This window comes from Streptomyces sp. NBC_00669, assembly GCF_036226785.1.
Classification (GTDB): domain Bacteria; phylum Actinomycetota; class Actinomycetes; order Streptomycetales; family Streptomycetaceae; genus Actinacidiphila.
In genome coordinates this window covers 2,236,206-2,259,419 of sequence record NZ_CP109018.1, presented here as the reverse complement: position 1 = coordinate 2,259,419, position 23,214 = coordinate 2,236,206, and the positions used below count along the sequence as shown (strand labels likewise).

Here is a 23,214-nt window from a genome sequence, read left to right as displayed (position 1 = left end):
GACAGCTTGCCCATGGGTCACACGGCCACGCCGGAGGCACACTCCAGCGGCCTGACAGCCACCGAGCACCGCTTGGCGAACGGCCTGCGAGTGGTGCTCTCCGAGGACCACCTCACGCCGGTCGCCGCGGTATGCCTCTGGTACGACGTCGGTTCACGCCATGAGGTCGAGGGCCGCACCGGTCTCGCCCACCTCTTCGAGCACCTGATGTTCCAGGGCTCCGCCAGCGTCAAGGGCAACGGGCACTTCGAACTCGTCCAGGGCGCGGGCGGTTCGCTCAACGGCACCACCAGCTTCGAGCGCACCAACTACTTCGAGACGATGCCCGCCCACCAGCTCGAACTGGCCCTGTGGCTGGAGGCCGACCGCATGGGCAGCCTGCTGACCGCACTGGACCAGGAGAGCCTGGACAACCAGCGGGACGTGGTGAAGAACGAGCGCCGCCAGCGGTACGACAACGTGCCCTACGGCACTGCCTTCGAACGGCTCAGCGCGCTCGCCTTCCCCGACGGCCACCCGTACCACCACACGCCGATCGGCTCGATGGCCGACCTCGACGCGGCCTCCCTGGAGGACGCCCGCGCCTTCTTCCGCACGTACTACGCGCCGGGCAACGCGGTGCTGTCCGTGGTCGGCGACATCGACCCGGAGCAGACCCTCGGCTGGATCGAGCGGTACTTCGGCACCATCCCCGCGCACAACGGCAAGCCCGAGCCGCGCGACGGCTCGCTGCCCGACGTGGTCGGCGAGAACGTCCGGGAGGTGATCGAGGAGGACGTGCCCTCCCGCGCCCTGATGGCGGCCTACCGGCTGCCCCAGGACGGCACCCGTGAGAGTGATGCTGCCGACCTGGCGTTGACGGTGCTGGGCGGCGGCGAGTCCTCCCGGCTGCACAACCGGCTGGTACGGCGGGACCGTTCCGCCGTCACCGCCGGGTTCGGCCTGCTGCGGCTGGCGGGGGCGCCCTCGCTCGGCTGGCTGGACGTCAAGGCGTCCAGCGGTGTCGAGCTGGCCGCCATCGAGGCGGCCGTCGACGAGGAACTGGCCCGTTTCGCCGAACAGGGCCCCACCGCCGAGGAGATGGAGCGGGCGCAGGCCCAGCTGGAGCGCGAGTGGCTGGACCGGCTCGCCACGGTGGCCGGCCGCGCCGACGAACTGTGCCGCTTCGCCGTGCTGTTCGGCGACCCGCAGCTCGCCCTCACCGCGGTGCAGCGGGTGCTGGACGTGACCGCGGAAGAGGTCAAGGCGGTCGCCGCGGCGCGGCTGCGCCCGGACAACCGGGCCGTCCTCGTCTACGAGCCCACCGCGGCCGCCGAGCAGGACGACGACCAGGACGACGACCAGGACGAGCGGAACCAGCAGGACGAGCAGGGAGAAGGTGCCGAGGCATGAGCGACACCGCCGCCACCATGACGTTCCACCCGCAGCCGCAGGCCGGGGAGCCCAAGCCGTGGGCGTTCCCCGCGCCCGAGCGGGGCACCCTGGCCAACGGCCTGACCCTGCTCACCAGCCACCGCCCCGGCCAGCAGGTCGTCGCGGTCGAGGTGCTGCTCGCGGCCCCGCTGGCCGCTGAGCCGAAGGACCTCGACGGCGTGGCCACCATCATGGCCAGGGCGCTGTCGGAGGGCACCGACCAGCACTCCGCCGAGGAGTTCGCCGCCGAGTTGGAGCGCTGCGGCGCGACGCTCGACGCGCACGCCGACCACCCGGGGGTGCGGGTCTCCCTCGAAGTGCCCGCGTCCCGGCTGGACAAGGCGCTGGACCTGCTCGCCGAGGCGCTGCGGGCGCCGGCCTTCCCGGACGACGAGATCAAGCGGCTGGTCGCCAACCGGCTCGACGAGATCCCGCACGAGCTGGCCAACCCCGGCCGCCGGGCCGCGATGGCGCTGTCGAAGGAGCTGTTCCCGGCCGAGGCGCGCAACTCGCGGCCCCGCCAGGGCACCGAGGAGACCGTGCGGCGGATCGACGCGGCCGCCGTGCGCGCCTTCTACGCCGCGCACGTACGGCCGGCCACGGCCACCGCCGTGGTGGTCGGCGACCTGACCGGCATCGACCTGCCCGCGCTGCTGGACGGCACGCTCGGCCGCTGGACCGGCACCAAGGCCGAGCCGCCGGCCCGCGCGGCGATCACCTCCGACGACACCGCCCGGGTGGTGATCGTGGACCGGCCCGGCTCGGTGCAGACCCAGCTGCTGATCGGCCGGACCGGCCCGGACCGGCAGTCCCGGGTGTGGGCGGCGCAGGTGCTGGGCACCTACTGCCTCGGCGGCACCCTCACCTCCCGGCTGGACCGGGTGCTGCGCGAGGAGAAGGGCTACACCTACGGGGTACGCGCCTTCGGCCAGGTGCTGCTCTCCTCCGCCGACGGCACCGGCGCCGCGCTGCTGGCGATCAGCGGCTCGGTCGCCACCGAGGTGACCGGCCCGGCGCTCGCCGACACCTGGCGGGTGATCCGCGAGCTGGGCGAGGGCGGGCTGACCGACGCCGAGCGCGACGTCGCGGTGCAGAACCTCGTCGGGGTGGCGCCGCTGCGCTACGAGACCGCCGCCGCGGTGGCGGGCACGTTCGCCGACCAGGTCGAGCAGGAGCTGCCCGACGACTTCCAGGCCGCGCTGTACGCCCGGCTCACCGAGACCGGCACGGTGGAGGCGACGGCCGCGGTGGTCAACGCCTTCCCGCTCGACCGCCTGGTGGTGGTCCTGGTCGGCGACGCGGCCGCGATCACCGAGCCGGTACGGGAGCTGGGCATCGGCCCGGTGACCGTCGTCTCCTGACCCACCGGCCCCCGGCCCACCGCACCGACCGGAACCCCGGCCCGCCCGCGCGGCGCGCCGGGGTTCCGGCACTCCCGGGCCCGCACGGCGCGTGCCCGTACCGCCGCACCCCGCCGAACCCCTCCGCGCCCCGCCGCACCCCCCCGCTCCTCCGTAACCCCTCGTACGGGCCCCCGCTTCTCCGTTCCGTGGTCCGCGACCGGCTGTCCAAAAACGATCCAAGAATTCAGGGGCTGCTTTCCCGCCCGCACTCGTGCTGGAATAGAGTCGCGACAGAATGAATTCGGGGACGGAACGGAGTTCTTACGATGCGGAAGCGGATGTGAACGGCACGGAGGGCACCGGTCGGCGTATCTCGGCCCAGGTGGTGTGTACGGCGATCCGCGACGACATCGTGGGCGGTTTCTATCCGCCCGGGAGCCGGCTGACCGAGGAGTTGCTCGCGCAGCGCTACGGGGTGTCGCGGGTGCCGGTGCGCGAGGCGCTGCGCACGCTGGAGTCCGAGGGCTTCGTCCGCACCCGCAGGCACGCCGGCGCCTCGGTGGCCGAGCCGACCGAGCAGGAGGCCGCGGACCTGCTGGAGATCCGCGAGCTGCTGGAGCCGCTGGGCGCGGCCCGGGCCGCGCAGCGGAGGGGCGAGTCGCATCTGAAGGTGCTGCGCGGCCTGGTCCGGCTCGGGCAGGAGCGGGCGGTGCAGGGCCAGTTGTCGGACCTGCCGTCGCTCGGCGGCTGGTTCCACGAGACGCTGGCGCAGGCGTCCGGCAGCCCCACGCTGGCCGCGCTGCTGACCCAGCTGCGGCACAAGATCGCCTGGGTGTACGCCGACGACGGCACCGCCCGGGCCGCGCAGGCGTGGGAGGAGCACGCGGCGATCGTGGACGCGGTGGCCCGCGGTGACGCCGAGCGCGCCCGCCGGCTGGCCGCGCTGCACGTGGAGCGGGCCACCGCGGTGAGAACCCTGAAACACTCCGTACACGCGGGGCGCCGCCGCGCTTAACAATCACACCGTATACAAGAACGTGAATTGTTGTTTCGGGTATTCCGGAATAGCGGGGCCGGGCATTCCGTGGGGGCTGTCCGGGTCCGCCGGGTTCCGCTGCGCGGGATTTCCGTACGGTGGTCGGTATTCCCGCGCGGCGGCCGGCGCGCCGCGGGCGTGAAAAGGCGTGCCCGAAAGAGCCGCGGGAAAGGCGTGCGGGTGAGCCGCGTACGGAAGGGCCGCATACGGAAGAGCCGCGTACCGAAGCCGGCGCGGCCGGGGCGGTCCCGGGTCCAGACCGCCCCGGGTGGGTCCCGGGTCGGACGCTCCCAGGCTCAGACGGTCTCGGGCAGCTCTTCCAGACCCTCGGCGACCAGCTTCGCCAGCCGGTCCAGCGCCGCGTCGGCGCCGTCGGCCTGCGAGGCCAGCACGACCTCCTCGCCGCCCTGCGCGCCCAGGCCGAGCACGGCCAGCATGGAGGCGGCGTTGACCGGGTCGCCGCCGGCCTTGGCGATGGTCAGGGGCACTCCGGCGGCCGTCGCCGCGCGGACGAAGATGGACGCGGGACGGGCGTGCAGGCCCTCAGCCCAGCCGACATTGACGTGCCGCTCAGCCATGGTGAAGTCCTTCGGGTCGGTGCGGTCTGCGCAGGTGGTTCCAGTTGTCTAGACCAGTTAAGCACGCCCGCGGTGCTGCTCCCGCACGTCGGCCCGCGCTTGAACGGGTCCCCCCAGACTGCCCCCTGCGCGTCGGCGGCGCGAGCAGACACCCCACGCTGGTGCGGCCGCATACGCTGGGGCCATGAGCGAGCAGCCGTACCCCGTCCACTGGGAGGCTGACGTCGTCCTGCGCGACGGCGGCATCGCCCGCATCCGGCCGATCGGCCCGGAGGACGCCGGACGGCTGGTCGACTTCTACGAGCAGGTCTCCGACGAGTCGAAGTACTACCGGTTCTTCGCGCCCTACCCGCGGCTGTCCGACCGGGACGTGCACCGCTTCACCCACCACGACTACGACGACCGGGTCGGCCTCGCGGCCACCGTCGGGGGCGAGTTCATCGCCACCGTCCGCTACGACCGCACCGACGAGCAGGGCCGGGCCGCCTCCGGGCCGGCCGGCACCCGCGCCGAGGTCGCCTTCCTCGTCCAGGACGCGCACCAGGGCCGCGGCGTCGCCTCCGCGCTGCTCGAACACATCGCGGCGGTCGCCCGCGAACGCGGCATCCTGCACTTCACCGCCGAAGTCCTGCCCGCCAACCGCAAGATGGTGAAGGTCTTCACCGACGCCGGCTACACCCAGCAGCGCAGCTTCACCGACGGCGTGGTCCACCTCGACCTCGACCTCGAACCCACCGTCGAGTCGGTGCGCGTGATGCGGGCCCGCGAGCACCGCGCCGAGGCCCGCTCCGTCCAGCGGCTGCTGCGCCCGGAGTCCGTGGCGGTGGTGGGCACCGGGCGCCGCCCCGGCGGCCTCGGCCGCACGCTGCTGCGCAACATCGCGGCCGGCGGCTTCACCGGCCGGCTCTACGCGGTCAACCACGCCTTCCCCGAAGGCGGCACCGACGTCGGCGGGGTGCCCGGCCACCGCTCGGTGCGGGAGATCGCCGAGGGCGGCGCGAGCGTGGACCTCGCGGTGATCGCGGTGCCCGCCGAACGGGTGCCCGAGGCGGTGGCCGACTGCGGCGCCGCCGCCGTGCGCGGCCTGGTCGTGGTCAGCGCCGGCTACTCCGAGACCGGCCCCGAGGGCAGGGCCCGCCAGCGCGAACTGGTCCGGCAGGCCCGCGCGCACGGCATGCGGGTGATCGGCCCGAACGCCTTCGGGGTGCTCAACACCGCGCCCGACGCCCGGCTGAACGCCTCGCTGTCGCCGGACATGCCGCGCCGCGGCCGGCTCGGGCTGTTCACCCAGTCCGGCTCCATCGGTATCGCGCTGCTGTCCGGGCTGCACCGCCGGGGCCTGGGCCCGTCCACCTTCGTCTCCGCGGGCAACCGCGCCGACGTCTCCGGCAACGACCTGCTGCAGTACTGGCAGGACGACCCGGACACCGACGCCGTGCTGATGTACCTGGAGTCGTTCGGCAACCCGCGCAAGTTCACCCGGCTCGCCCGCCGCACCGCCGTCGACAAGCCCGTGGTCGTGGTGAAGGGCGCCCTGCACTCCGGGGCGGTGCCGGCCGGCCACGAGGTGCCGGTCACCCGCATCCCCGACTCCACCGTGTCCGCGCTCTTCCGCCAGGCCGGCGTGATGCGGGTCGACACGGTCACCGAACTCCTCGACGCCGGGCTCTTCCTGGCCCTCCAGCCGCTGCCGGCCGGCGACCGCGTCGCCGTCCTCGGCAACTCCGAGTCGCTCGGCCTGCTCACCTACGACGCGGCGCTCACCGCCGGGCTGCGCCCCGCCGCCCCGATCGACCTCACCACCGCCGCCGGCCCCGACGACTTCGCCGCCGCGCTGACCGCCGCGCTCGCCGACCCCGGCAGCGACGCGGTGGTGGTCACCGCCATTCCCCGGGTCGGCACCGACCTGCTGACCGCCGATCCGAGCGATCCCAGCGACGGGAGCACCCGCCCCGCCGCGGCCGATCCGGGCGATCCGGGCGATCCGGGCGACCCCGAGGCCGGCGACGACCCGGCGCTGGCCGCCGCCCTGCGCGCGGCCGCCGCCGGCGCGGACAAGCCCGTCGTCGTGGTCCACCTCGCCCTCGACGCCATGGCCGACCGGCTCGGCGCCCCCGCGGAGGGGCCCGGCGCACCCGTCGGCCGTATCCCCGCCTACCGCGCGCCGGACCGGGCGGTCGGCTCGCTCGCCGAGGCCGCCTCCTACGCCGCGTGGCGGGCGAGCGTCGCGGAGCCCGGCCGGGTGCCTGACCTGGACCGGATCGACGAGGCCGGCGCGGCCGAGGACGTTCGCCGGCTGCTGCCGCCGGGGGCGCCCGCGGGAGAGGGCGTCACCCTCGACGACGCCGACACCGCGACGCTGCTCGGCCGCTACGGCATCGAGGTCCGCCGGGCCCGGCCCGCGCCCGACCCGGACACCGCCGCCGAGGCAGCCGCCGCGCTCGGCTACCCGGTGGCGCTGAAGACCACCGCGCCCCACCTGCGCCACCGCGCCGACCTCGGCGGCGTACGGCTCGACCTCGCCGACGAGGGCGACCTGCGGCGGGCGTACGGCGAGCTGACCGCGCGGCTGGGCGGACCGGCAGAACTGCGCCCGGTGGTGCAGGCGATGGCCCCGCGCGGGGTGGACACGGTGGTACGGGCCGGGGTGGACCCGGCGGCCGGGGCGGTGCTCTCCTTCGGCCTGGCCGGCGCGCCCTCGGAACTGCTCGGCGACATAGCGCACCGGCTGGTTCCGGCCACCGATCGGGATGCCGCAGAGCTGGTGCGCTCCATCAAGTCCGCGCCGATGCTCTTCGGCTGGCGTGGCGCCGAACCGGTGGACACCGCCGCGCTGGAGGAACTGCTGCTGCGGGTGTCGATGCTCGCCGACGACCTGCCGGAGGTGGTCGCGGTGGACCTGGAGCCCGTGGTGGTCTCCGCGCACGGCCTGAGCGTGCTGGGCGCCCGGGTGCGGCTGGCCACCCCGCCGGCCCGCACCGACCTGGGCCCGCGCGCGCTCACCTCGTACTGAACGCGGCGGCCGGGCGGACCCGGGCGGAGCGCGGGCGGCGCGCGCGGCGGACCGTGAGCGGCGTGCGGCGGGAACCGGGTCCGCGACCGAGTTCGCGGTCACCTCACGACCCGGGTCGCGATCGCGTTCTGACCGCCCCGGAGCGCGCATAGGATGGACGGCATGGCGAAGACCGGTACGACGACACAGGGCCTGCGCACAGCCATCGAGCGCAGCGGCTACTACCCGGCTCTGGTGGCCGAGGCCGTCGAGGCCGCGGTGGGGCGCGAGCCGGTCACGTCGTACCTGGTCCACCAGGAGACCACCTTCGACGCCAACGAGGTGCGGCGGCATGTGACGGTGCTGGTGCTCACCGACAGCCGGTTCATCGTCAGCCACACCGACGAGCAGGCCGCCGACGACACCTCGCCGAGCCCCTACGCCACCACCTCCACCGAGTCGGTGAAGATCGGCCGGATCTCGTCGGTCGTGGTCAGCCGGGTGGTGGCCAACCCCGAGTCCTACACGCCGGGTGCCCCCGGCACCCCGGGCACCCTGCCGCGCGAGGTCGTGCTGACCATCGGGTGGGGCGCGGTCTCCCGGATCGACCTGGAGCCGGCCGCGTGCGGTGACCCCAACTGCGAGGCCGACCACGGGTACACCGGCTCCTCGACCGTCGACGACCTGTCGCTGCGGGTGAGCGAGGCCGGCGACGGCCCCGACACGGTCCGGCAGGCCCTCGCCTTCGCCCAGGCCCTCTCCGAGGCGACAGCGGCAACGGACTGATGGGCGGACCGCACCCCGGCACGCCGTACCCCGACGCGTACGACCCCGAGCCGCTCGACCCCCGCACCGCCCCGGTCCCCGCCTACGGCACGGGCGCGCTGTGCGACGTGATCCCGGCCGCGCTCGCCGGGTTCGGCATCCCCGGGATGCCCGCCACGGGCCTCGCCCTCGAACCGGCCGACCGGGTCTGCGTGTTCCTGGTGGACGGGCTTGGCTGGGAGCTGATCCTGCGCCACCCCGACGAGGCGCCGTACCTGACGTCGCTGCTGGGCAGCTCGGTCGGCGGCAGCGGGCGCCCGCTCACCGCCGGCTTCCCGTCCACCACCGCGACCTCGCTCGCCTCCGTCGGCACCGGCCTGCCGCCGGGCGCGCACGGCCTGGCCGGGTACACCACGCTCAACCCCGGCACCGGCGAGCTGATGAACCAGCTGCGCTGGCAGCCGTGGACCTCGCCGAACGTCTGGCAGCCGCACCCCACCGTCTTCCGGCTCGCCGAGGCCGCCGGCATCGCCACCTGCCAGGTCTCCTCGCCGACCTTCGCGCAGACCCCGCTGACCAAGGTCGCGCTCTCCGGCGGCACCTTCCACGGCCGGCTGGCCGGCGAGGAGCGGATGGACCTGGCCGCGGACCGGCTCGCCGCCGCCGACCGCGCGCTGGTCTACACGTACTACAGCGAGCTCGACGGGATGGGTCACCGGCACGGCGTCGACTCCGACGCCTGGCGCGGGCAGTTGGCGATGGTCGACCGGCTGGCGCAGCGGCTCGCCGAGCAACTGCCGCCGCGCAGCGCCCTGTACGTCACCGCCGACCACGGCATGATCGACATCCCGTTCGACGAGGAGTCCCGGATCGACTTCGACGAGGACTGGGAACTGCGCGCCGGGGTCGCGGTGCTGGGCGGCGAGGGCCGGGCCCGGCACGTGTACGCGGTGCCCGGTGCGGCGGCCGACGTGCTCGCGGTGTGGCGCGAGGTGCTGGGCGACCGGATGTGGGTGGCGAGCCGCGCGGAGGCGGTCGCCGCGGGCTGGTTCGGGCCCGACCCCGAGCGGCGGGTGCTGGGCCGGATCGGCGACGTGGTGGCCGCGGCCTGCGACGACATGGCGATCGTGGCGAACCGCACCGAGCCGGGGGAGTCGAAGATGATCGGCCTGCACGGCTCCATGACCCCCGTCGAGCAACTGGTGCCGCTGCTCCAAGTACGCTCCTGAAGCGTTCGTCTCCGCCGTTCGTCTCCGCCGTTCGTCTCTGCCGTCCGCCTCCGCCGTCCGTCCCGAAAGGCCGTCGTCCTTCCCATGTCCGAGCTGGTCTTCTTCTCCGGAACGATGGACTGCGGCAAGAGCACCCTCGCGTTGCAGATCATCCACAACCGCACCGCCCGCGGCCTGCAGGCGGTGATCTTCACCCGGGACGACCGGGCCGGCCAGGGCAAGCTCTCCTCCCGGCTCGGCCTGGTCACCGACGCCGTCGAGGTGGCCGACGACATGGACCTGTACGGCCATCTGGTCGGCGTGATCAGCCGCGGCGGCCGGGTGGACTACGCGGTCGTCGACGAGGCGCAGTTCCTCGCCCCCGGGCAGATCGACCAGTTGGCCCGGGTGGTGGACGAACTCGACCTGGACGTCTACGCGTTCGGGATCACCACGGACTTCCGCACCCGGCTCTTCCCGGGCTCGCAGCGGCTGATCGAGCTCGCCGACCGGATCGAGGCGCTCCAGGTCGAGGCGCTGTGCTGGTGCGGCGCCCGCGCCACCCACAACGCCCGCACGATCGGCGGCGTCATGGTGGTCGAGGGCGCCCAGGTGGTGATCGGCGACGTGGACCGCGCGGCGGAGGTCGGCTACGAGGTGCTGTGCCGCCGCCATCACCGGCGGCAGATGACCAGCGCGTCCGCCGCCGCGGGCACCCTGTCGCCTGACGTGCTGCCGGTCAACCACTCCTGACGGCGGCCCGTTCGGACGCCGGGAACGCGCGGACGACAAGGGGGCGGGTCCGGGCGGCCGCCGGCGAGGACGGCCGCCCGGACCCGCTCGCGGCCGGGGCGGTGCCGGTGTCAGGCGTCGGACACCGGCCCGGACCGCGCGACGACGGTACGATCAGCGGTCACCGGCACCGTGATCGCCCGTGCGCCGTCAGGGGGGGGCGGAAAGCGGGGGTCAGGCCCGGCGCAGCCGGACCGTCAGGATCTGGAACGGCCGCAGCTCCAGCGGAAGCCCGCCGTCGGCCACGGCCGGCAACTCCTCCGCCGGGGCCTCCAGCAGGTCCGTGAGGTGCGCCGCCGCCACCGGGAAGTCGGCGCGCAGCGTGCCGCGGGCCGATCCGCCACGCGACTCGTACAGCCGGACCACCACGTCCCCCGACCGGTCGTCCGCGAGCTTCACCGCCTCCACCACGATGTCCGGGTTGTCCACGGCGATCAGCGCGGGGCCGCCCGCGGGCGCCGAACCGGCCGGCCGCAGCGGCAGGTTGAGGGCGTAGCCGGCCGCGATCGCGCCGTCCACGTCGGTGCCGACCACCAGGCCGTAGGCGAAGGAGTGCCGGCCGCGGTCGGCCTGCGGGTCGGGGCTGTGCGGGGAGCGCAGCAGGGACAGCCGCAGCGTGGTGGTGGTGCCGCCGTCCGCGCGGACCTGCCGGGACACGTCGTGGCCGTAGGTCGAGTCGTTGACGACGGCCGCGCCCCAGCCGTGCTCGCCGACGTGCACCCAGCGGTGCGCCCACAGCTCGAACCGGGCCGCGTCCCAGCTGGTGTTCTCGTGGGTGGGCCGGCGCACATGGCCGAACTGGATCTCGGCGCTCTCGTGCTCCGCGTGCACCCGGATCGGCCAGGCCGCCTTGAGCAGGGTGTCCCGCTCCTGCCAGTCGATGTCGGTGTGGACGGTCAACTGGTCGCTGCCCGCGGTCAGTTCGAGGTGCTGCACCAGGTGCGAGGCGCCGAAGGAGCGTGTCACGCGGACCGAGCCGAGCAGCGGGCCGGCCTCGGCGACCTCGACCGCGTCCGCCTGCGTGAGGTCGCGCACGGTGTCGCGGTAGTAGCTGTCGATGTTCCAGGCGCTCCACAGATTCGGGTCGTCCGGGTGGAGTTGGAGCAGGTTGCCCGGCCGGTCCGGGTCGATCGCCTCGCGCGCGGCGCGCTGGTCGTACACCGAGCGGACCAGGCCGCTGCCGTCGATCAGGACCCGCAGCACTCCGTTGTCCAGGGTGATGCCGTCGCCGTCCTGGCGCACCTGGACCGGCGCGGTGCCGGCGGCGGCCACCGCGCGGCCGGCGCCGAGCGCGGGTGCCTCGACCAGCACCGCGCGCCGCCCGTCGGCGAGCGGCTGGCCCTCGTCGGTGGCGCCGGCCGGCACCACCGCGACCTCCCGGCGGGCGTACGGGCCGGCGTTGAAGAACGCCAGGCCGTCGCCGCCGGCCAGCGCGGTGCCGATCAACCCGGCCAGTTCCTCCTGGAGTTGGGCGTGCACCGCCTCGGCCTCCTGGTGCACCCAGGCGATGGAGGAACCCGGCAGGATGTCGTGGAACTGGTGCAGCAGCACCCGCTGCCAGATCGACTCCAGCTCCTGGTACGGATAGGGGGCCCCGGTGCGGACCGACGCGGCGACCGCCCACAGCTCGGCCTCCCGCAGCAGCGCCTCGGCCCGCCGGTTGCCGTGCTTGGTGCGGGCCTGGCTGGTGTAGGTGCCGCGGTGGTTCTCCAGGTACAACTCGCCCCGCCACACCGGCGGTCGGGGGTACTCGGCGCGGGCCGCCGCGAAGAACGCGTTCGGGTCCGCGACCTCGACCTTCACCGAGCCCTCCAGGTCGCGCAGCCGGCGGGCCTTCTCCATCATCTCGCGGGTGGGGCCGCCGCCGCCGTCCCCGAAGCCGAACGGTGCGAGCGACCGGGTCGCCGCGCCCTTGTCGGCGAAGTTGCTCTCCGCGTGGGCGAGTTCGGCGCCGGTCAGGCTCGCGTTGTAGGTGTCGACCGGCGGGAAGTGGGTGAAGATCCGGGTGCCGTCGATGCCCTCCCAGTCGAAGCTGTGGTGCGGCAGCCGGTTGGTCTCGTTCCAGGACAGCTTCTGGGTGAGGAACCACTTCGCGCCCGCGAGCACCGCCAACTGCGGGTAGGCGGCGGTGTACCCGAAGGAGTCCGGCAGCCACACGCCGTCCTGCGCGAGGCCGAACTCCTCGGCGAAGAACCGCCGGCCGAAGACGAGTTGCCGGGCCAGCGCCTCGCCGCCGGGCAGGTTGCCGTCGGCCTCCACCCACATGCCGCCGACCGGCGCCCAGTTGCCGTCGGCCACCGCCTTCTTGATCCGCTCGAAGATCTCCGGACGGCGCTCCTTGATCCACGCGTACTGCTGCGCGGAGGAGCAGGCGAAGACCAGCTCCGGGTACTCCTGCGCGAGCGTGGTCATGTTGGTGAAGGTGCGGGCGCACTTGCGGACCGTCTCGCGGATCGGCCACAGCCAGGCGGAGTCGATGTGCGCGTGGCCGACCGCGGCGATGGTGTGCGCGGAGGCGTGCGCGGGGCGGGCCAGTACGTCGGCGAGCCGGTCCCGGCCGAGCTGCGCGGTGCCGGCCACGTCGGCGACGTCGACCGCGTCCATCGCGTGCTGGAGCGCGCGCAGGATCTCGTGCCGCCGCGAACTGCCCACCGGCAGCTCGCGCATCAGCTCGTCCAGCACCTCCATGTCGTGCGTCAGGTGCCACACCGCGTCCTCGCGCACCGCGATCTCGGCCACCCGCAGCTCGTACAGGTGGTCGGTGCCGGCGGTCTCCTTGGAGCCGAGGTGGGTGCCCCGGCCCGCGGAGCCCACGATCATAGGGTTGGCGGCCAACTCCACCAGCAGGTCCACCGGTTCGCCGCCGGTGGCCGACTCGGCCAGCAGCACGCTGCGGTGGTACGGGTGCAGCCCCTGCAGCGGCGTGCCGGAGGCGTCGTGCACGAAGCCCTCCGCCTGGCCGCCAGGCCCCTTGGTCAGGTCGAAGCCGAGGTCGAAGACGGCCTCCACCCGGCGGCCCGCCCACTCCTGCGGCACCCGGCCGGAGGCCTTCAGCCAGGTCGTCGACCACGGGCCGCCCCAGCTGTCGCCGATCCGCACCGGTTCGTACGCCGCCGCCAGCGCGTCGGCGACCGGCACGGGTTCGCCCGGCACCTGCCAGGCGGCCAGCTCCAGGGTCAGCGGGTGGCTGTAGAGGGCGGGCCGCACCACGTGCGAGAGGAACTTGGTGATCCGCTGTTCGACGATGGGACGGTCGTCATGCACAGGAGTGCTCTTTCTGCTGGGGTATCGGCAGGGAGTCGGTCGTGCAGCGGGGGCGGGCGGCGGCGCCCGCCCCCGTCCGGGCCGGTGGCGGGAGCGGGGCTCAGCCGCGGCGGTGCCGGGCTCGCTCCGCCTCGAACCGCGCGGCCCACTGGGCGGTGCGGTCCAGGTACGCGGTCTGCGCGGACCGGCCGTGCCGCCCGTAGGCGCCCTCGTAGTCGAGGTAGTCGAACGTGCCGGGGGTCTGCGCGGTGGCGGGCTCGATCATGCTGCCCTCGTGCCACTCGTTGAACGACGTGATGCTCACCCAGTCCGGCGGCGCGTCGCCGTTGCCGGAGGACAGGGCGTACGCCCACTCCTGGTCGTAGGTCGCGCCGTCGGCGCGGTCCAGGATCGGGGTGGTGCTGCCGGGCTTCGCGCGGTGGTCGATGTAGCCCGGACCGAGCGACGGCGCCCACACCATGCCGCGTTCGGCGCAGAACGCGGCCACCTCGGTCCAGTCCGGCTCGTTGTGGGTGGCGATCGCGTCGTAGGTGTACGCGCCGCCGAAGTCGCCGATCCGGGTCAGGTCCCAGGTCTGCGCCATCACGATCGCCTGGTCGTCCACCTGGTGCAGTGCCGACCAGTCCACCGTGAGCAGGCTGTTGAAGATGTAGTACGCGGTGCGGTGGCCGTGCTCCGGGTCGCGGTGGAAGGCCGGGTGGTGGCCGTACTTGCCGCTGATGTACCGGATGTCGGCGACCACGGAGTCCGCGTCGCGGCCGTCGTACGGCTCGATGTGCCAGGCGACCTGGAGGCCCTCCTTGGCGGCGGCCTCCAGCACCACCTCGGCCCGCTGGTCCTCGTAACTGCCCTGCCCCCACCAGCTGCTGACCAGCACGCCGGTGCCGGCCTGCCGCAGCCAGCGCATGTGCTGGGCGACCGTGCCGTGCAGGTCGCCGGAGTCGTAGGGGCCTTGCACCGGGTAGTAGTTGGAGCCGATGTCCTCGGGCGGGGTGACGTCGCCCTGCTGCCAGTGCCGCCAGTCGCCGTAGAAGTCCGGGTTGCCGTACCACGGGTAGTAGAAGATGTGGGTGTGCCGGGAGACCGGCCTCGATCCGTGGGCCGCGCCGGGTCCGGGTCGCCCGGCCGGTGCCGGGGTGGCCGCCTGAGCGCTGTGGCCGCTCAGGCCGACCAGCGCGGCGGCGCCGGCGGCGGCGGCACCGGTGAGCAGGGTGCGGCGGGAGGGGGGCGTGAGTTCGGGTGACATCAGCTCTCTCCTTCGGTCGTACGCCAGGTGCGCCGGGGGGTGAACCCCAGCAGATCGGTGCAAGCGGTCGTGTCGAAGAGCGTGGCGTGCCCCGTGACGGCGGAGCGCAGGGGCACACCGGGGTGGTGCGTGGCCATCAGCGCGGCCGAGGGCAGCGCCGAAGTGGTGTCGGGCGCGGTCACGTTGACCACGTGCGCGCCGGTGATGTCGGCTTCCAGGGCGATCCGGATCGCGGTGGCCGCGTCGAGGGTGTGCAGCCAGCCCCACAGGTCGTGCCGCTGCCCGGCCGGGTCGGCGGCGCAGGCGCGGACGAACTCGTCCAGCCGGTCGCCGGCCCCGGTGAAGGGGAAGCGCATGCTCACCACGTCCGTGCCGTGCCGGCGGTGCGCGGTGCGAGCCACCTCCTCCAGCACCACCTTGGACAGCCCGTACGGGTCGCGGACCAGGCTCGGGTGCTGTTCGTCGAGCGGTACGTACGCGGGCGAGGCCGGGACCGGCGACCAGGCCAGGCCGACCGCGGACATGCTGGAGGCGGCCACCACCCGGCGCACCCCGGCCCGGCCGGCCTCTTCCAGGACCCGGTGCGCGGTGTGGCAGTTCTCCGCGAACAGGGCACTCGGGTCGGGCACGTTGGGGTGCGGGATGGCGCCGAGGTGGACCACCGCGTCGACGCCGTCCATCGCCTTGCGCACCAGGTCCGGGTCCTGGAGGTCGCCGGTGTGCACCCGTACCGCGCGGGGCTCGTCGACCGGCAGCAGGTCGGTGAGCACCACGTCGTGGCCGGCGCCGAGGAGTTCCGCGACGGCGTGGCCGCCGATGTGCCCGGCGGCCCCGGTGACGAGGACCAGCATCAGCCCTTCACCGCCCCGACCAGGCCGTTGACGAAGTAGCGCTGGAGGGAGAGGAAGAGCAGCACCACGGGCACGACGACGATCAGGGCGCCGGCCATCATCTCGTTGTAGTGCGGCACGTTCTCCGACGACAGCGTCTGCAGGCCCAGCGGCAGGGTGTAGGAGCTCGGGTTGTTCAGCGAGACCCGGGTGAGCAGGTACTCGTTCCAGGTCGGGATCGCGGTCAGCAGGCCGACGGTGATCAGCGCGGGCCGGGTCAGCGGCAGGTAGATCCGGGTGAAGACGTGGAACTCGTTGGCGCCGTCCACCCGCGCGGACTCCCGCAGTTCCTTCGGCACCGCCGAGAACGCGCCGGTCATCAGCAGGATCGACAGCGGCGCGCCGCCGTTGACGAAGGGCAGCACCAGACCCATGTGCGTGCCGAGCAGGTGGAGCTTGTTCTCCAGCAGCACGATCGGCAGCATCACGGTGACGCCCGGCACGAACAGCAGCGAGATGAAGAGCTTCTGCAGTATGCCGCGGCCGGGGAAGTCCAGCACGGCGAAGGCGTAGCCGGCCGCCGCGTACACCACCAGCGTCAGCACCACGGTCAGCGCGGTGACTTCGAGGCTGTTGACGAAGTACCGGAAGAAGTGGAGCTGGTTCCAGGTGCTGGTCAGGGTGTGGAGGGTCGGCGAGTGCGGGATCAGGTGGCCGCCGCGCACCACCTCGATGTTGTTCTTGAACGCGGCCGAGATCATCCACAGGAAGGGGTAGAGGCTCACCAGCCCGTAGACCGCCAGCAGGACGCCGATGACGACCTTCGCGCTGATCCGGCGGGCCAGCTTGCCGCCGCCGGAGCGGGGTCCGGCAGCGGGCCCGGGCCGGCCGGAACCGTTCTTCGCGGGGGCGGTGTCGTCGGCCGGTCCGAGGGGAATCGTTGTCATGTCCTGCTCCGCAGTACTCGGAGGTTGATCAGGGCGATCACCAGCGCGGCGGCGAACAGCAGCCAGCCGAGCGCACTGGCCAGGCCCAGGGTCGGGTCGAGTTGCATGAGGAAGGCCAGCCGGTACGACTCCAGGCCGAGCACGTTGGTGTGGTCGCCGGGGCCGCCGTTGGTCATCACCAGGAAGGTCTGGAAGCCCTGGAGCGAGTCGCGCAGGTTCAGCAGCACCACGATCAGGGTGATCGGCCGGACCAGCGGCCACACCACCGAGAAGTTGGTGCGCCACCAGCCGGCGCCGTCCAGTTGCGCGGCCTCCAGCACGCTGCGGTCGATGGTCTGCAGCCCGGTGAGGTACATCAGCATCGCCACCGGCACCGCGCCCCACACCGTCACCACGATCATGGTGGGCAGCGCGGTGTGCGGGTTGCCGAGCCAGCCCTGCGGCTGGGCGAGCGAGCCCATGCCGACGCTCTTGAGCAGCGTGTTGATCGCGCCGTCCGGCTGGAGGATGTACTGCCAGGCGAAGAACACCGCGATGCCGCTGGTCACGTAGGGCACGAAGTACACCGAGCGCAGCAGGGTCTGCATCCGGCGGGCGGAGTTGAGCAGCACCGCCAGCGGGAAGGACACCAGGACGGTCAGCACCGGCACCGCGATCATCACGTACAGCGTGTGCACGGCGGCGTGCTGGACCCGGGGCGCGTACCGCGGGTCGGCCCACAGCAGGTCCTTGTAGTTCTGGATGCCGACCCAGGTCCAGTGCGCGGCGAAGCCGTTCCACTGGGCGAAGCTCAGCAGGAAGCCGTAGCCGACGGTGTACAGGCCCATGACCGCGAAGAGCACCACGGCCGGGGCGACGAACAGCCAGCCGGAGAGGGCTTCGTGGCCGCCGCGCCGGCTGCGGCGGCGGGCCTTGGTGGCGGGGCCGGCGCCCGGCCGGGGGTCACCGGGACCCCCGGCCGCGGCTGCCTCCGCCGTCAGTGCGGGACGGGGAGCGGTGGTCACTTCGCCAGCTTCCAGAAGGAGTTGTTGAGCTTCGCCATCGCCTTGCCGGTCGCCTCCACGCTCTTCTGGTGCAGCGGGGTCAGGTCGGCGAGGATCTCGCTGATGGAGTCCTGGTCGTAGCCGGGCGGCCGGAAGCTGGCGTCACTCGGGTCGTAGGTGTTCTCCGGAGTGCCGGTGAAGGTCGCCGTCAGGCCGGCCAGGGTCGGGCCCATCACCTTGGCGGCGTCGGCGCCGAGCTGGGTGGCGGGCACCTCGGTGGCGTCCTTGGCGAACTGCGAGGCGACCGACGGCTGGGAGAGGAACTTCATCCACTTCTCGGCGTTCGCGGTGTGCGAGCTGGTCGAGGTGACGGTCAGCCCGGTCAGCGCCAGCGGGGCGAGCGCGGGCTTGGGCACGGCGCCGTCGGACGGGCCGGGGATGCCGAAGGCCATCACGTCGTCGGGGTTCATGCCGTTCTGCTGGAGGAAGGCCAGCGTGAAGGTGCCGCCGATGTCCCAGGCGGACTTGCCCTGCGCGAACGCCTGGTCGGCGGAGTCGATGTCGAGGATCTGGGTGCCGGGCATCCAGTAGGGCTGCAGCTTGGCGTACTCGCTGAGCGCCTTCTGGCCGTCGGGCGAGGAGAAGTCCTCGGACGCGTTCTGACCCCAGAGCGCCTGGTACTTGGCCTTCCCCAGCTCGGCGAAGGCCAGCGGCTGCATCGTCCAGGTCATGCCGGTCGCCTTGACCTTCAGGCCCAGGCTGACCCCGCCGGTGGTGGGGCTCTTCGTGGTGGTCGCCTTCAGGTCGGCGAGCCACTCCTCGTAGGTGGCCGGGGGCTTGGTGATGCCGGCCGCGGCGAGCACCTTCTTGTTGCCCATCACGATGCCGAAGGTGCCGGAGGTGAAGGGCACGCTGAAGCGCTGGCCCTTCTGGACGCCGTGGTCCTTGGAGTCGGCGGGCAGCGACTCCCGGTAGAACTCGGGGGTGACCGTGCCGGAGCCCTGCACGCCCTTCTGGTACAGGCCGCTCCAGCTCGCGTCGACGTCCTTGGAGATGTCCTTGGCGATGCCGGTGGAGCCCAGCGCGAAGTCCTCGCCGTCGGAGTGCGTCTCCAGCACGTCGGGCAGGTCATGGGTCTTCGCGGCGGCCTGCACCTTGGTGGTGTAGGCGTCGTCCGGGCCGTACGCCTGGATCTTCACGGTGATGCCGGTCTGCTTCTTGAACTCGGCGGCGGCGTTGCGCAGGCCCGCGACGTGGGACTGCTTGAAGGTCCACATCTCCAGGGTCTTGCCGCCCCCGGACGACCCGCCCGACCCGCCGCAGGCGGCGACCGGCGCCAGCGACATGACCGTCACGACAGCCGCTGCGGCGAATCGGGTCCGGCGGTTCTTGGTGCTGCTTCTCGTCACAGATCCTGCAACAGGTCCGACAAATGGTATCCGCATAGCCCCTGCCTAGGGTTCGATCGTTCAGAAGACCGAATGACGTTGGAGTCCCTGAACTTACGGTGGTGTTTGATATAGCGTCAAGGCGTGCGTTGCGATTGGGTGTGCACCCAGGGGCCGTCAGGTGTCGGCGCAGGGGAGCGCGGGGAGCGGAGGATCGGTGGAATCGGTGGCAGCAACAGCGCGCGGGCGCGGGCCCGAACGCAAACCTGAAGAGGTCAAGTCCGCGGCGCGGGTGCTCGAGGTGCTCGAACTGCTCGGCGCCGACGGCGCCCGGATGTCGCTGGCCGAGATGGCCGCCGCGATGGCCGTGCCCAAGAGCAGCCTGCACGCGATCCTGCGCACCATGCAGGCCCGCAGATGGGTGGATCTCGACCCGTCGGGGACCCGCTACAGCCTGGGCCTGAAAGCCCTGTTGACCGGGACTGCGTACCTGGAGGGCGACGACGTCACGAGCCTGGCCGGGCCGGTGCTCGACGCGCTCGCGGAAGAGACCGGCGAGTCCGTCCACCTGGGCAGGCTCGACGGCACGCACGTCGTCTACCTGGCCAAACGCGAGTCCCGGCACGCCTTGCGGATGTACTCCGCAGTCGGCCGCCGGCTGCCGGCGCACGCCACCGGCCTCGGCAAGGCGGTGCTCGCGCAGTACGACCCCGCCGAGGTGCAGCGCCGGCTGGCCTGGCCGCTGGAGCGGTTGACGCCCGACACCGTGGTGGACCCCGACGAACTCCTGGCGCAGCTCGGCGAGGCCAGGCTGCGCGGCTGGGCGATGGACGACGGCGAGAACTCCGTCGACATCCGCTGCGTCGCGGTCGCGCTCGGCAGCGGCCAGGGCGAGGACGCGATCAGCTGCTCGGCGCCCAAGAGCCGGATGGACGACGCGCGGATGGAGGAGATCGCGCAGGCCGTCACCGAGGCGGCGCACTCGCTGAGCACGCTGCTCAAACGGCTCGGCCAGCAGTGAGGACCGGGCCCGGGAGCCGTCCGGGCCCTGATCCGCGGCTCGCGCCGTAACCGCCGCCGTCGCCCCGCCCGGCCCTGCCGGGACCTTCCCGCCCCGGCCCAACCGCCTTGCCGCCGTGGCCCGTTGCGCACCAGCCGGTCCGAGTTTGTCAGACCTCTTGACAAACTCGGACCGGCTTTCATACGTTCGTGAGTCGGTACGGCATTCTGTTATCTGTACGTGCCGTGCGTGACGTCGTCGTCCTCTCCAAGGGATAGCACACGCTGCTGTCCGGAACCGGTCGGCGACGGCTTCGCGCTGACCGAACCGCCTTCCTGCACGTGGGAGTTCGCATGGCTTTGCCTGATGCCGGCCCCGCTCCGCTCGCCCCCGCACCCTGGGTCGACGAGCGCGGTGCCAAGATCCGCATCACGGCCGTCCGCACGTTCCTGACCGCCCCCCACGGCTGTCCTCACCTCATCGTCCGTATCGAGACCAACGACCCGGGCCTGTACGGGCTGGGCTGCGCGAGCGATCCGCAGCGCACCCTCGCGGTGCGCTCGGTGCTCGACGACTACCTCGCCCCGCTGCTGGTCGGCCGGGACCCCGACGACATCGACGACATCCACCGCCTGCTGCTCAACAGCGCCTACTGGCGCGGCGGCTCGATCAACGGCAACGCGCTCGGCGGCATCGACGTCGCGCTGTGGGACCTGAAGGCCAAGCGGCTGGGCGCCCCGCTGTACTCGCTGTTCGGCGGCAAGGTCCGCACCTTCGCCGAGGCGTACACCCACGTCGACGGCCTGGACGCGGCCGAGCTGGCCGACAAGGTGCAGGCCGCCCGCGAGCGCGGCTACCGCCATGTGCGCATCCAGGCCGCGGTGCCCGGCGCCGACACCTACGGCGCGCACGGCGGCGGCACCGACCCGGAGGCGGTACGCACCCGGCGCGCGCCCTGGGACGGCGCCGGCTACCTGCGCTACGTGCCGGAGGTGCTGCGCCAGGTGCGCGAACGCGTCGGCGACGACGTGGAACTCCTGCACGACGTGCACGAGCGGCTCGACCCGCGGCAGGCCAGGGAGTTCCTGCGGCGGGTGGAGGACGCCCGGCTGTACTTCGTGGAGGACCTGCTCGCGCCGGAGGACGCCGGCCACTTCAAGCGGCTGCACGACGTCTCGCCGGTGCCGCTGGCGGTCGGCGAACTGTTCCACGACCCGGCCCAGTTCGCCGACCTGATCGCCGGCGGCGACGGCCCCGACATCGACTTCGCCCGGATCAGGGTGCCCACCCTGGGCGGGCTGACCCCGGCCCGCAAGATCGCCGTGCTGTGCGAACTGCGCGGGGTGCGGCTGGCGCCGCACGGCCCGGCCGACGTCAGCCCGATCGCCCAGGCCGCCACGCTCGCCATGGACATCTCCAGCCACGCCTTCGGCGTGCAGGAGGCCGCGGTCTTCAGGCCGCCCGTCCACGAGGTCTACCCGGGCACCATCACCGCCACCGCCGGCGGCCTGGTGCCCCACGAAACCCCCGGCCACGGCGTCGACTTCGACGAGGCCGCGGCCGCCCGGCACCCCGTGCCGGAACCCTTGGCCCACGACCGGTGGGCCCTGCTGCGCAACACCGATGGGAGCGTGCAACGCCCGTGACCGATCCGAACCGTCCGCACCGCAGGGCCCTGGTGGTCAGAGGCGGCTGGGAGGGCCACTCACCCGTCCAGATCAGCGACCTGTTCGTGCCGTTCCTGAAGGACAGCGGCTTCCAGGTCGACACGGCCGAGTCGCTGGAGGTCTACGCCGACGCCGAGCGGCTGGCCGCCACCGACCTGGTGGTGCAGTGCTGGACCATGGGCGAGATCACCGCCGAGCAGACCAAGGGCCTGGTCGCGGCGGTCCGGGCCGGCACCGGCTTCGCCGGCTGGCACGGCGGGATCGTCGACTCCTTCCGCGGCGACGTCGACTACCACTTCCTGACCGGCGGCCAGTTCCTGCACCACCCGCACGGGTTCGTGGACTACACCGTGCACCTCGTGCCGGAGCGCGCCGACCACCCGCTGCTCGCCGGGCTCGGTGACTTCGCCGTGCACACCGAGCAGTACTGGGTCTCCACCGACCCGGACATCGACGTGCTGGCCACCACCGTCTTCCCGGCCGGCGAGGAACGCGACCACCCGGTCGTGATGCCGACCGTCTGGACCCGGCAGCAGGGCGCCGGCCGGGTCTTCGTCAACGCCATCGGCCACAAGGCCGACGACTTCGACGTGCCCGAGGTGCGGGCACTCACCGAGAGGGGACTGCTGTGGGCGAGCCGCTGAGGGTCGGCATGGTCGGTGCGGGCAAGATCAGCGGCCAGTACCTGGACACCATCGCGAAGCTGGACACGCTGCGGCTGACCGCCGTCACGGACCTGGACGCCGGCCGGGCCGCCGAGGCCGCCGAGCGCTCCGGCGCCCAGGTGGCCGGCAGCGTCGCCGAACTCGTCGCGCGCGACGACGTGGACGCGGTGCTCAACCTGACCATCCCCGCCGTGCACGCCGAGGTCGCGCTCGCCGCGATCGCCGCGGGCAAGCACGTCTACGGCGAGAAGCCGCTGGCCACCACCCGCGAGGAGGCCGCCGCGATCCTGGCCGCCGCGCGGGCGGCGGGGGTCCGGGTCGGCAGCGCGCCCGACACGGTGCTCGGCACCGGCACCCAGACCGCCCGCAAGGCCGTCGACGACGGGCTGATCGGCCGCCCGGTCGCGGCGACCGCGTTCATGACCACCGCCGGCCATGAGGCGTGGCACCCGGACCCGGAGTTCTACTACCGGCCCGGCGGCGGCCCGTTGCTCGACATGGGCCCGTACTACCTGTCCGCGCTGGTGCACCTGCTCGGCCCGGTGGTCAAGGTCACCGGCGCCGCGTCCACGCCGCGCGCCGAACGCGAGATCGGCAGCGGTCCGCGGGCCGGGGAACGCTTCGCGGTCGAGGTGGACACCCACGTCACCGGGGTGCTCGAACACGCCGGCGGGGCGCTGTCCACGCTCGTGATGAGCTTCGACATCCACGCCGCGCACCTGCCGCGGATCGAGGTGCACGGCACCGCAGGGTCGCTGTCGGTGCCCGACCCGAACGGCTTCGACGGACCGGTCGAACTCTTCGCGGCGGGCGGCTCCTGGCAGCCGCTGCCGGTGTCGGCCGGCTACCGGGGCGCCGGGCGTGGCACCGGGCTCGCCGACCTCGCCGACGCGGTCGCGGGCGGCCGCCCGCACCTGGCGTCGGCCGAACTCGCCGAGCACGTCCTGGACGTGATGCTCACCCTGCTGGACTCCGCGCACGCCGGCCAGGCGCTGCCGGTGGCCAGCAGCTGCGAGCGGCCCGCGCCGGTCGCGTAGCGCAGCGGCGGGGCGGCGGGCGCGGCCAGCAGGGACCGCGCCCGCCGCCTTTTGCCGTCC

Annotated in this window: 18 protein-coding genes; 11 read left to right on the top strand and 7 right to left on the bottom strand. The window is 73.3% G+C overall.

Annotated elements, in window-relative coordinates; all coding sequences use genetic code 11:
* Positions 1-12: 12 nt before the first annotated feature.
* The 3 genes from OG896_RS08940 (at position 13) to OG896_RS08930 (ending at position 3,771) form a co-directional block, all read left to right on the top strand.
* Complete coding sequence (locus OG896_RS08940; RefSeq protein ID WP_329363980.1) at positions 13-1,392, top strand: M16 family metallopeptidase; 1,380 nt, start codon at positions 13-15, stop codon at positions 1,390-1,392.
* Positions 1,389-2,774 carry a M16 family metallopeptidase gene (locus OG896_RS08935; protein WP_329363978.1) on the top strand — a complete coding sequence of 462 codons (1,386 nt, stop codon included), beginning with the start codon at positions 1,389-1,391 and terminating at the stop codon, positions 2,772-2,774. The genes OG896_RS08940 and OG896_RS08935 overlap by 4 nt, the downstream gene beginning before the upstream one ends.
* Before the next feature lie 277 nt (positions 2,775-3,051).
* A complete protein-coding gene (locus OG896_RS08930; RefSeq protein WP_402450648.1) occupies positions 3,052-3,771 on the top strand; it encodes a GntR family transcriptional regulator in 720 nt (239 codons plus the stop codon).
* 317 nt (positions 3,772-4,088) lie between these two features.
* On the opposite strand, the gene OG896_RS08925 is transcribed toward OG896_RS08930, so the two are convergent.
* Positions 4,089-4,370, bottom strand: coding sequence for an HPr family phosphocarrier protein (locus OG896_RS08925; protein WP_328470289.1), 282 nt, complete (start codon positions 4,368-4,370; stop codon positions 4,089-4,091).
* Between the two features lie 184 nt (positions 4,371-4,554).
* Between OG896_RS08925 and OG896_RS08920 the strand changes: the two genes are divergently transcribed.
* The 4 genes from OG896_RS08920 to OG896_RS08905 all read left to right on the top strand — a co-directional run bounded on the left by OG896_RS08920 (position 4,555) and on the right by OG896_RS08905 (position 10,088).
* Entirely contained in the window at positions 4,555-7,383 is a 2,829-nt protein-coding gene (locus OG896_RS08920) for a bifunctional acetate--CoA ligase family protein/GNAT family N-acetyltransferase (RefSeq protein ID WP_329363974.1), read from the top strand.
* Positions 7,384-7,536: 153 nt separating this feature from the next.
* On the top strand, positions 7,537-8,148 hold the full coding sequence (locus OG896_RS08915; protein ID WP_328470292.1) for a DUF5998 family protein: 612 nt from the start codon (positions 7,537-7,539) through the stop codon (positions 8,146-8,148).
* On the top strand, positions 8,148-9,356 hold the full coding sequence (locus OG896_RS08910) for an alkaline phosphatase family protein (protein ID WP_329363971.1): 1,209 nt from the start codon (positions 8,148-8,150) through the stop codon (positions 9,354-9,356). The genes OG896_RS08915 and OG896_RS08910 overlap by 1 nt, the downstream gene beginning before the upstream one ends.
* 84 nt (positions 9,357-9,440) lie before the next feature.
* A complete protein-coding gene (locus tag OG896_RS08905) occupies positions 9,441-10,088 on the top strand; it encodes a thymidine kinase (RefSeq protein ID WP_329363969.1) in 648 nt (215 codons plus the stop codon).
* A 213-nt stretch (positions 10,089-10,301) separates the two neighbouring features.
* On the opposite strand, the gene OG896_RS08900 is transcribed toward OG896_RS08905, so the two are convergent.
* The 6 genes from OG896_RS08900 to OG896_RS08875 form a co-directional block, all read right to left on the bottom strand.
* Positions 10,302-13,391: an alpha-mannosidase gene (locus tag OG896_RS08900; RefSeq protein ID WP_329363966.1), complete on the bottom strand. Its 3,090-nt coding sequence runs from the start codon at positions 13,389-13,391 to the stop codon at positions 10,302-10,304.
* A gap of 100 nt (positions 13,392-13,491) precedes the next feature.
* On the bottom strand, positions 13,492-14,637 hold the full coding sequence (locus tag OG896_RS08895) for a glycoside hydrolase family 99 protein (protein WP_329363964.1): 1,146 nt from the start codon (positions 14,635-14,637) through the stop codon (positions 13,492-13,494).
* Positions 14,637-15,488: an NAD-dependent epimerase/dehydratase family protein gene (locus tag OG896_RS08890; protein WP_329363962.1), complete on the bottom strand. Its 852-nt coding sequence runs from the start codon at positions 15,486-15,488 to the stop codon at positions 14,637-14,639. Before OG896_RS08890 ends, OG896_RS08895 begins: the two co-directional genes overlap by 1 nt.
* Entirely contained in the window at positions 15,488-16,414 is a 927-nt protein-coding gene (locus OG896_RS08885) for a carbohydrate ABC transporter permease (protein WP_329363961.1), read from the bottom strand. Before OG896_RS08885 ends, OG896_RS08890 begins: the two co-directional genes overlap by 1 nt.
* Positions 16,411-17,418: a carbohydrate ABC transporter permease gene (locus OG896_RS08880; RefSeq protein ID WP_329363959.1), complete on the bottom strand. Its 1,008-nt coding sequence runs from the start codon at positions 17,416-17,418 to the stop codon at positions 16,411-16,413. The genes OG896_RS08885 and OG896_RS08880 overlap by 4 nt, the downstream gene beginning before the upstream one ends.
* A complete protein-coding gene (locus OG896_RS08875; protein ID WP_329363957.1) occupies positions 17,415-18,743 on the bottom strand; it encodes an ABC transporter substrate-binding protein in 1,329 nt (442 codons plus the stop codon). The genes OG896_RS08880 and OG896_RS08875 overlap by 4 nt, the downstream gene beginning before the upstream one ends.
* A gap of 268 nt (positions 18,744-19,011) precedes the next feature.
* Here OG896_RS08875 and OG896_RS08870 point away from each other — a divergent pair, with 268 nt between their 5' ends.
* The 4 genes from OG896_RS08870 to OG896_RS08855 all read left to right on the top strand — a co-directional run bounded on the left by OG896_RS08870 (position 19,012) and on the right by OG896_RS08855 (position 23,154).
* Complete coding sequence (locus OG896_RS08870; RefSeq protein ID WP_328470311.1) at positions 19,012-19,806, top strand: IclR family transcriptional regulator; 795 nt, start codon at positions 19,012-19,014, stop codon at positions 19,804-19,806.
* 332 nt (positions 19,807-20,138) lie between these two features.
* On the top strand, positions 20,139-21,431 hold the full coding sequence (locus tag OG896_RS08865) for an enolase C-terminal domain-like protein (RefSeq protein WP_329363955.1): 1,293 nt from the start codon (positions 20,139-20,141) through the stop codon (positions 21,429-21,431).
* Entirely contained in the window at positions 21,428-22,096 is a 669-nt protein-coding gene (locus OG896_RS08860) for a ThuA domain-containing protein (protein ID WP_328470315.1), read from the top strand. Before OG896_RS08865 ends, OG896_RS08860 begins: the two co-directional genes overlap by 4 nt.
* Complete coding sequence (locus OG896_RS08855; protein ID WP_329363954.1) at positions 22,081-23,154, top strand: Gfo/Idh/MocA family protein; 1,074 nt, start codon at positions 22,081-22,083, stop codon at positions 23,152-23,154. The genes OG896_RS08860 and OG896_RS08855 overlap by 16 nt, the downstream gene beginning before the upstream one ends.
* Positions 23,155-23,214: the final 60 nt, after the last annotated feature.

Excerpts from the sequence above, each read along its gene's own strand:
- OG896_RS08890 (WP_329363962.1), bottom strand. The coding sequence starts at position 15,488 with ATGCTGGTCCTCGTCACCGGGGCCGCCGGGCACATCGGCGGCCACGCC.
- OG896_RS08920 (WP_329363974.1), top strand. The coding sequence starts at position 4,555 with ATGAGCGAGCAGCCGTACCCCGTCCACTGGGAGGCTGACGTCGTCCTG.
- OG896_RS08910 (WP_329363971.1), top strand. The coding sequence starts at position 8,148 with ATGGGCGGACCGCACCCCGGCACGCCGTACCCCGACGCGTACGACCCC.
- OG896_RS08875 (WP_329363957.1), bottom strand. The coding sequence starts at position 18,743 with ATGTCGCTGGCGCCGGTCGCCGCCTGCGGCGGGTCGGGCGGGTCGTCC.
- OG896_RS08925 (WP_328470289.1), bottom strand. The coding sequence starts at position 4,370 with ATGGCTGAGCGGCACGTCAATGTCGGCTGGGCTGAGGGCCTGCACGCC.
- OG896_RS08905 (WP_329363969.1), top strand. The coding sequence starts at position 9,441 with ATGTCCGAGCTGGTCTTCTTCTCCGGAACGATGGACTGCGGCAAGAGC.
- OG896_RS08885 (WP_329363961.1), bottom strand. The coding sequence starts at position 16,414 with ATGACAACGATTCCCCTCGGACCGGCCGACGACACCGCCCCCGCGAAG.
- OG896_RS08930 (WP_402450648.1), top strand. The coding sequence starts at position 3,052 with ATGAATTCGGGGACGGAACGGAGTTCTTACGATGCGGAAGCGGATGTG.
- OG896_RS08895 (WP_329363964.1), bottom strand. The coding sequence starts at position 14,637 with ATGTCACCCGAACTCACGCCCCCCTCCCGCCGCACCCTGCTCACCGGT.
- OG896_RS08935 (WP_329363978.1), top strand. The coding sequence starts at position 1,389 with ATGAGCGACACCGCCGCCACCATGACGTTCCACCCGCAGCCGCAGGCC.
- OG896_RS08915 (WP_328470292.1), top strand. The coding sequence starts at position 7,537 with ATGGACGGCATGGCGAAGACCGGTACGACGACACAGGGCCTGCGCACA.
- OG896_RS08940 (WP_329363980.1), top strand. The coding sequence starts at position 13 with ATGGGTCACACGGCCACGCCGGAGGCACACTCCAGCGGCCTGACAGCC.
- OG896_RS08865 (WP_329363955.1), top strand. The coding sequence starts at position 20,139 with ATGGCTTTGCCTGATGCCGGCCCCGCTCCGCTCGCCCCCGCACCCTGG.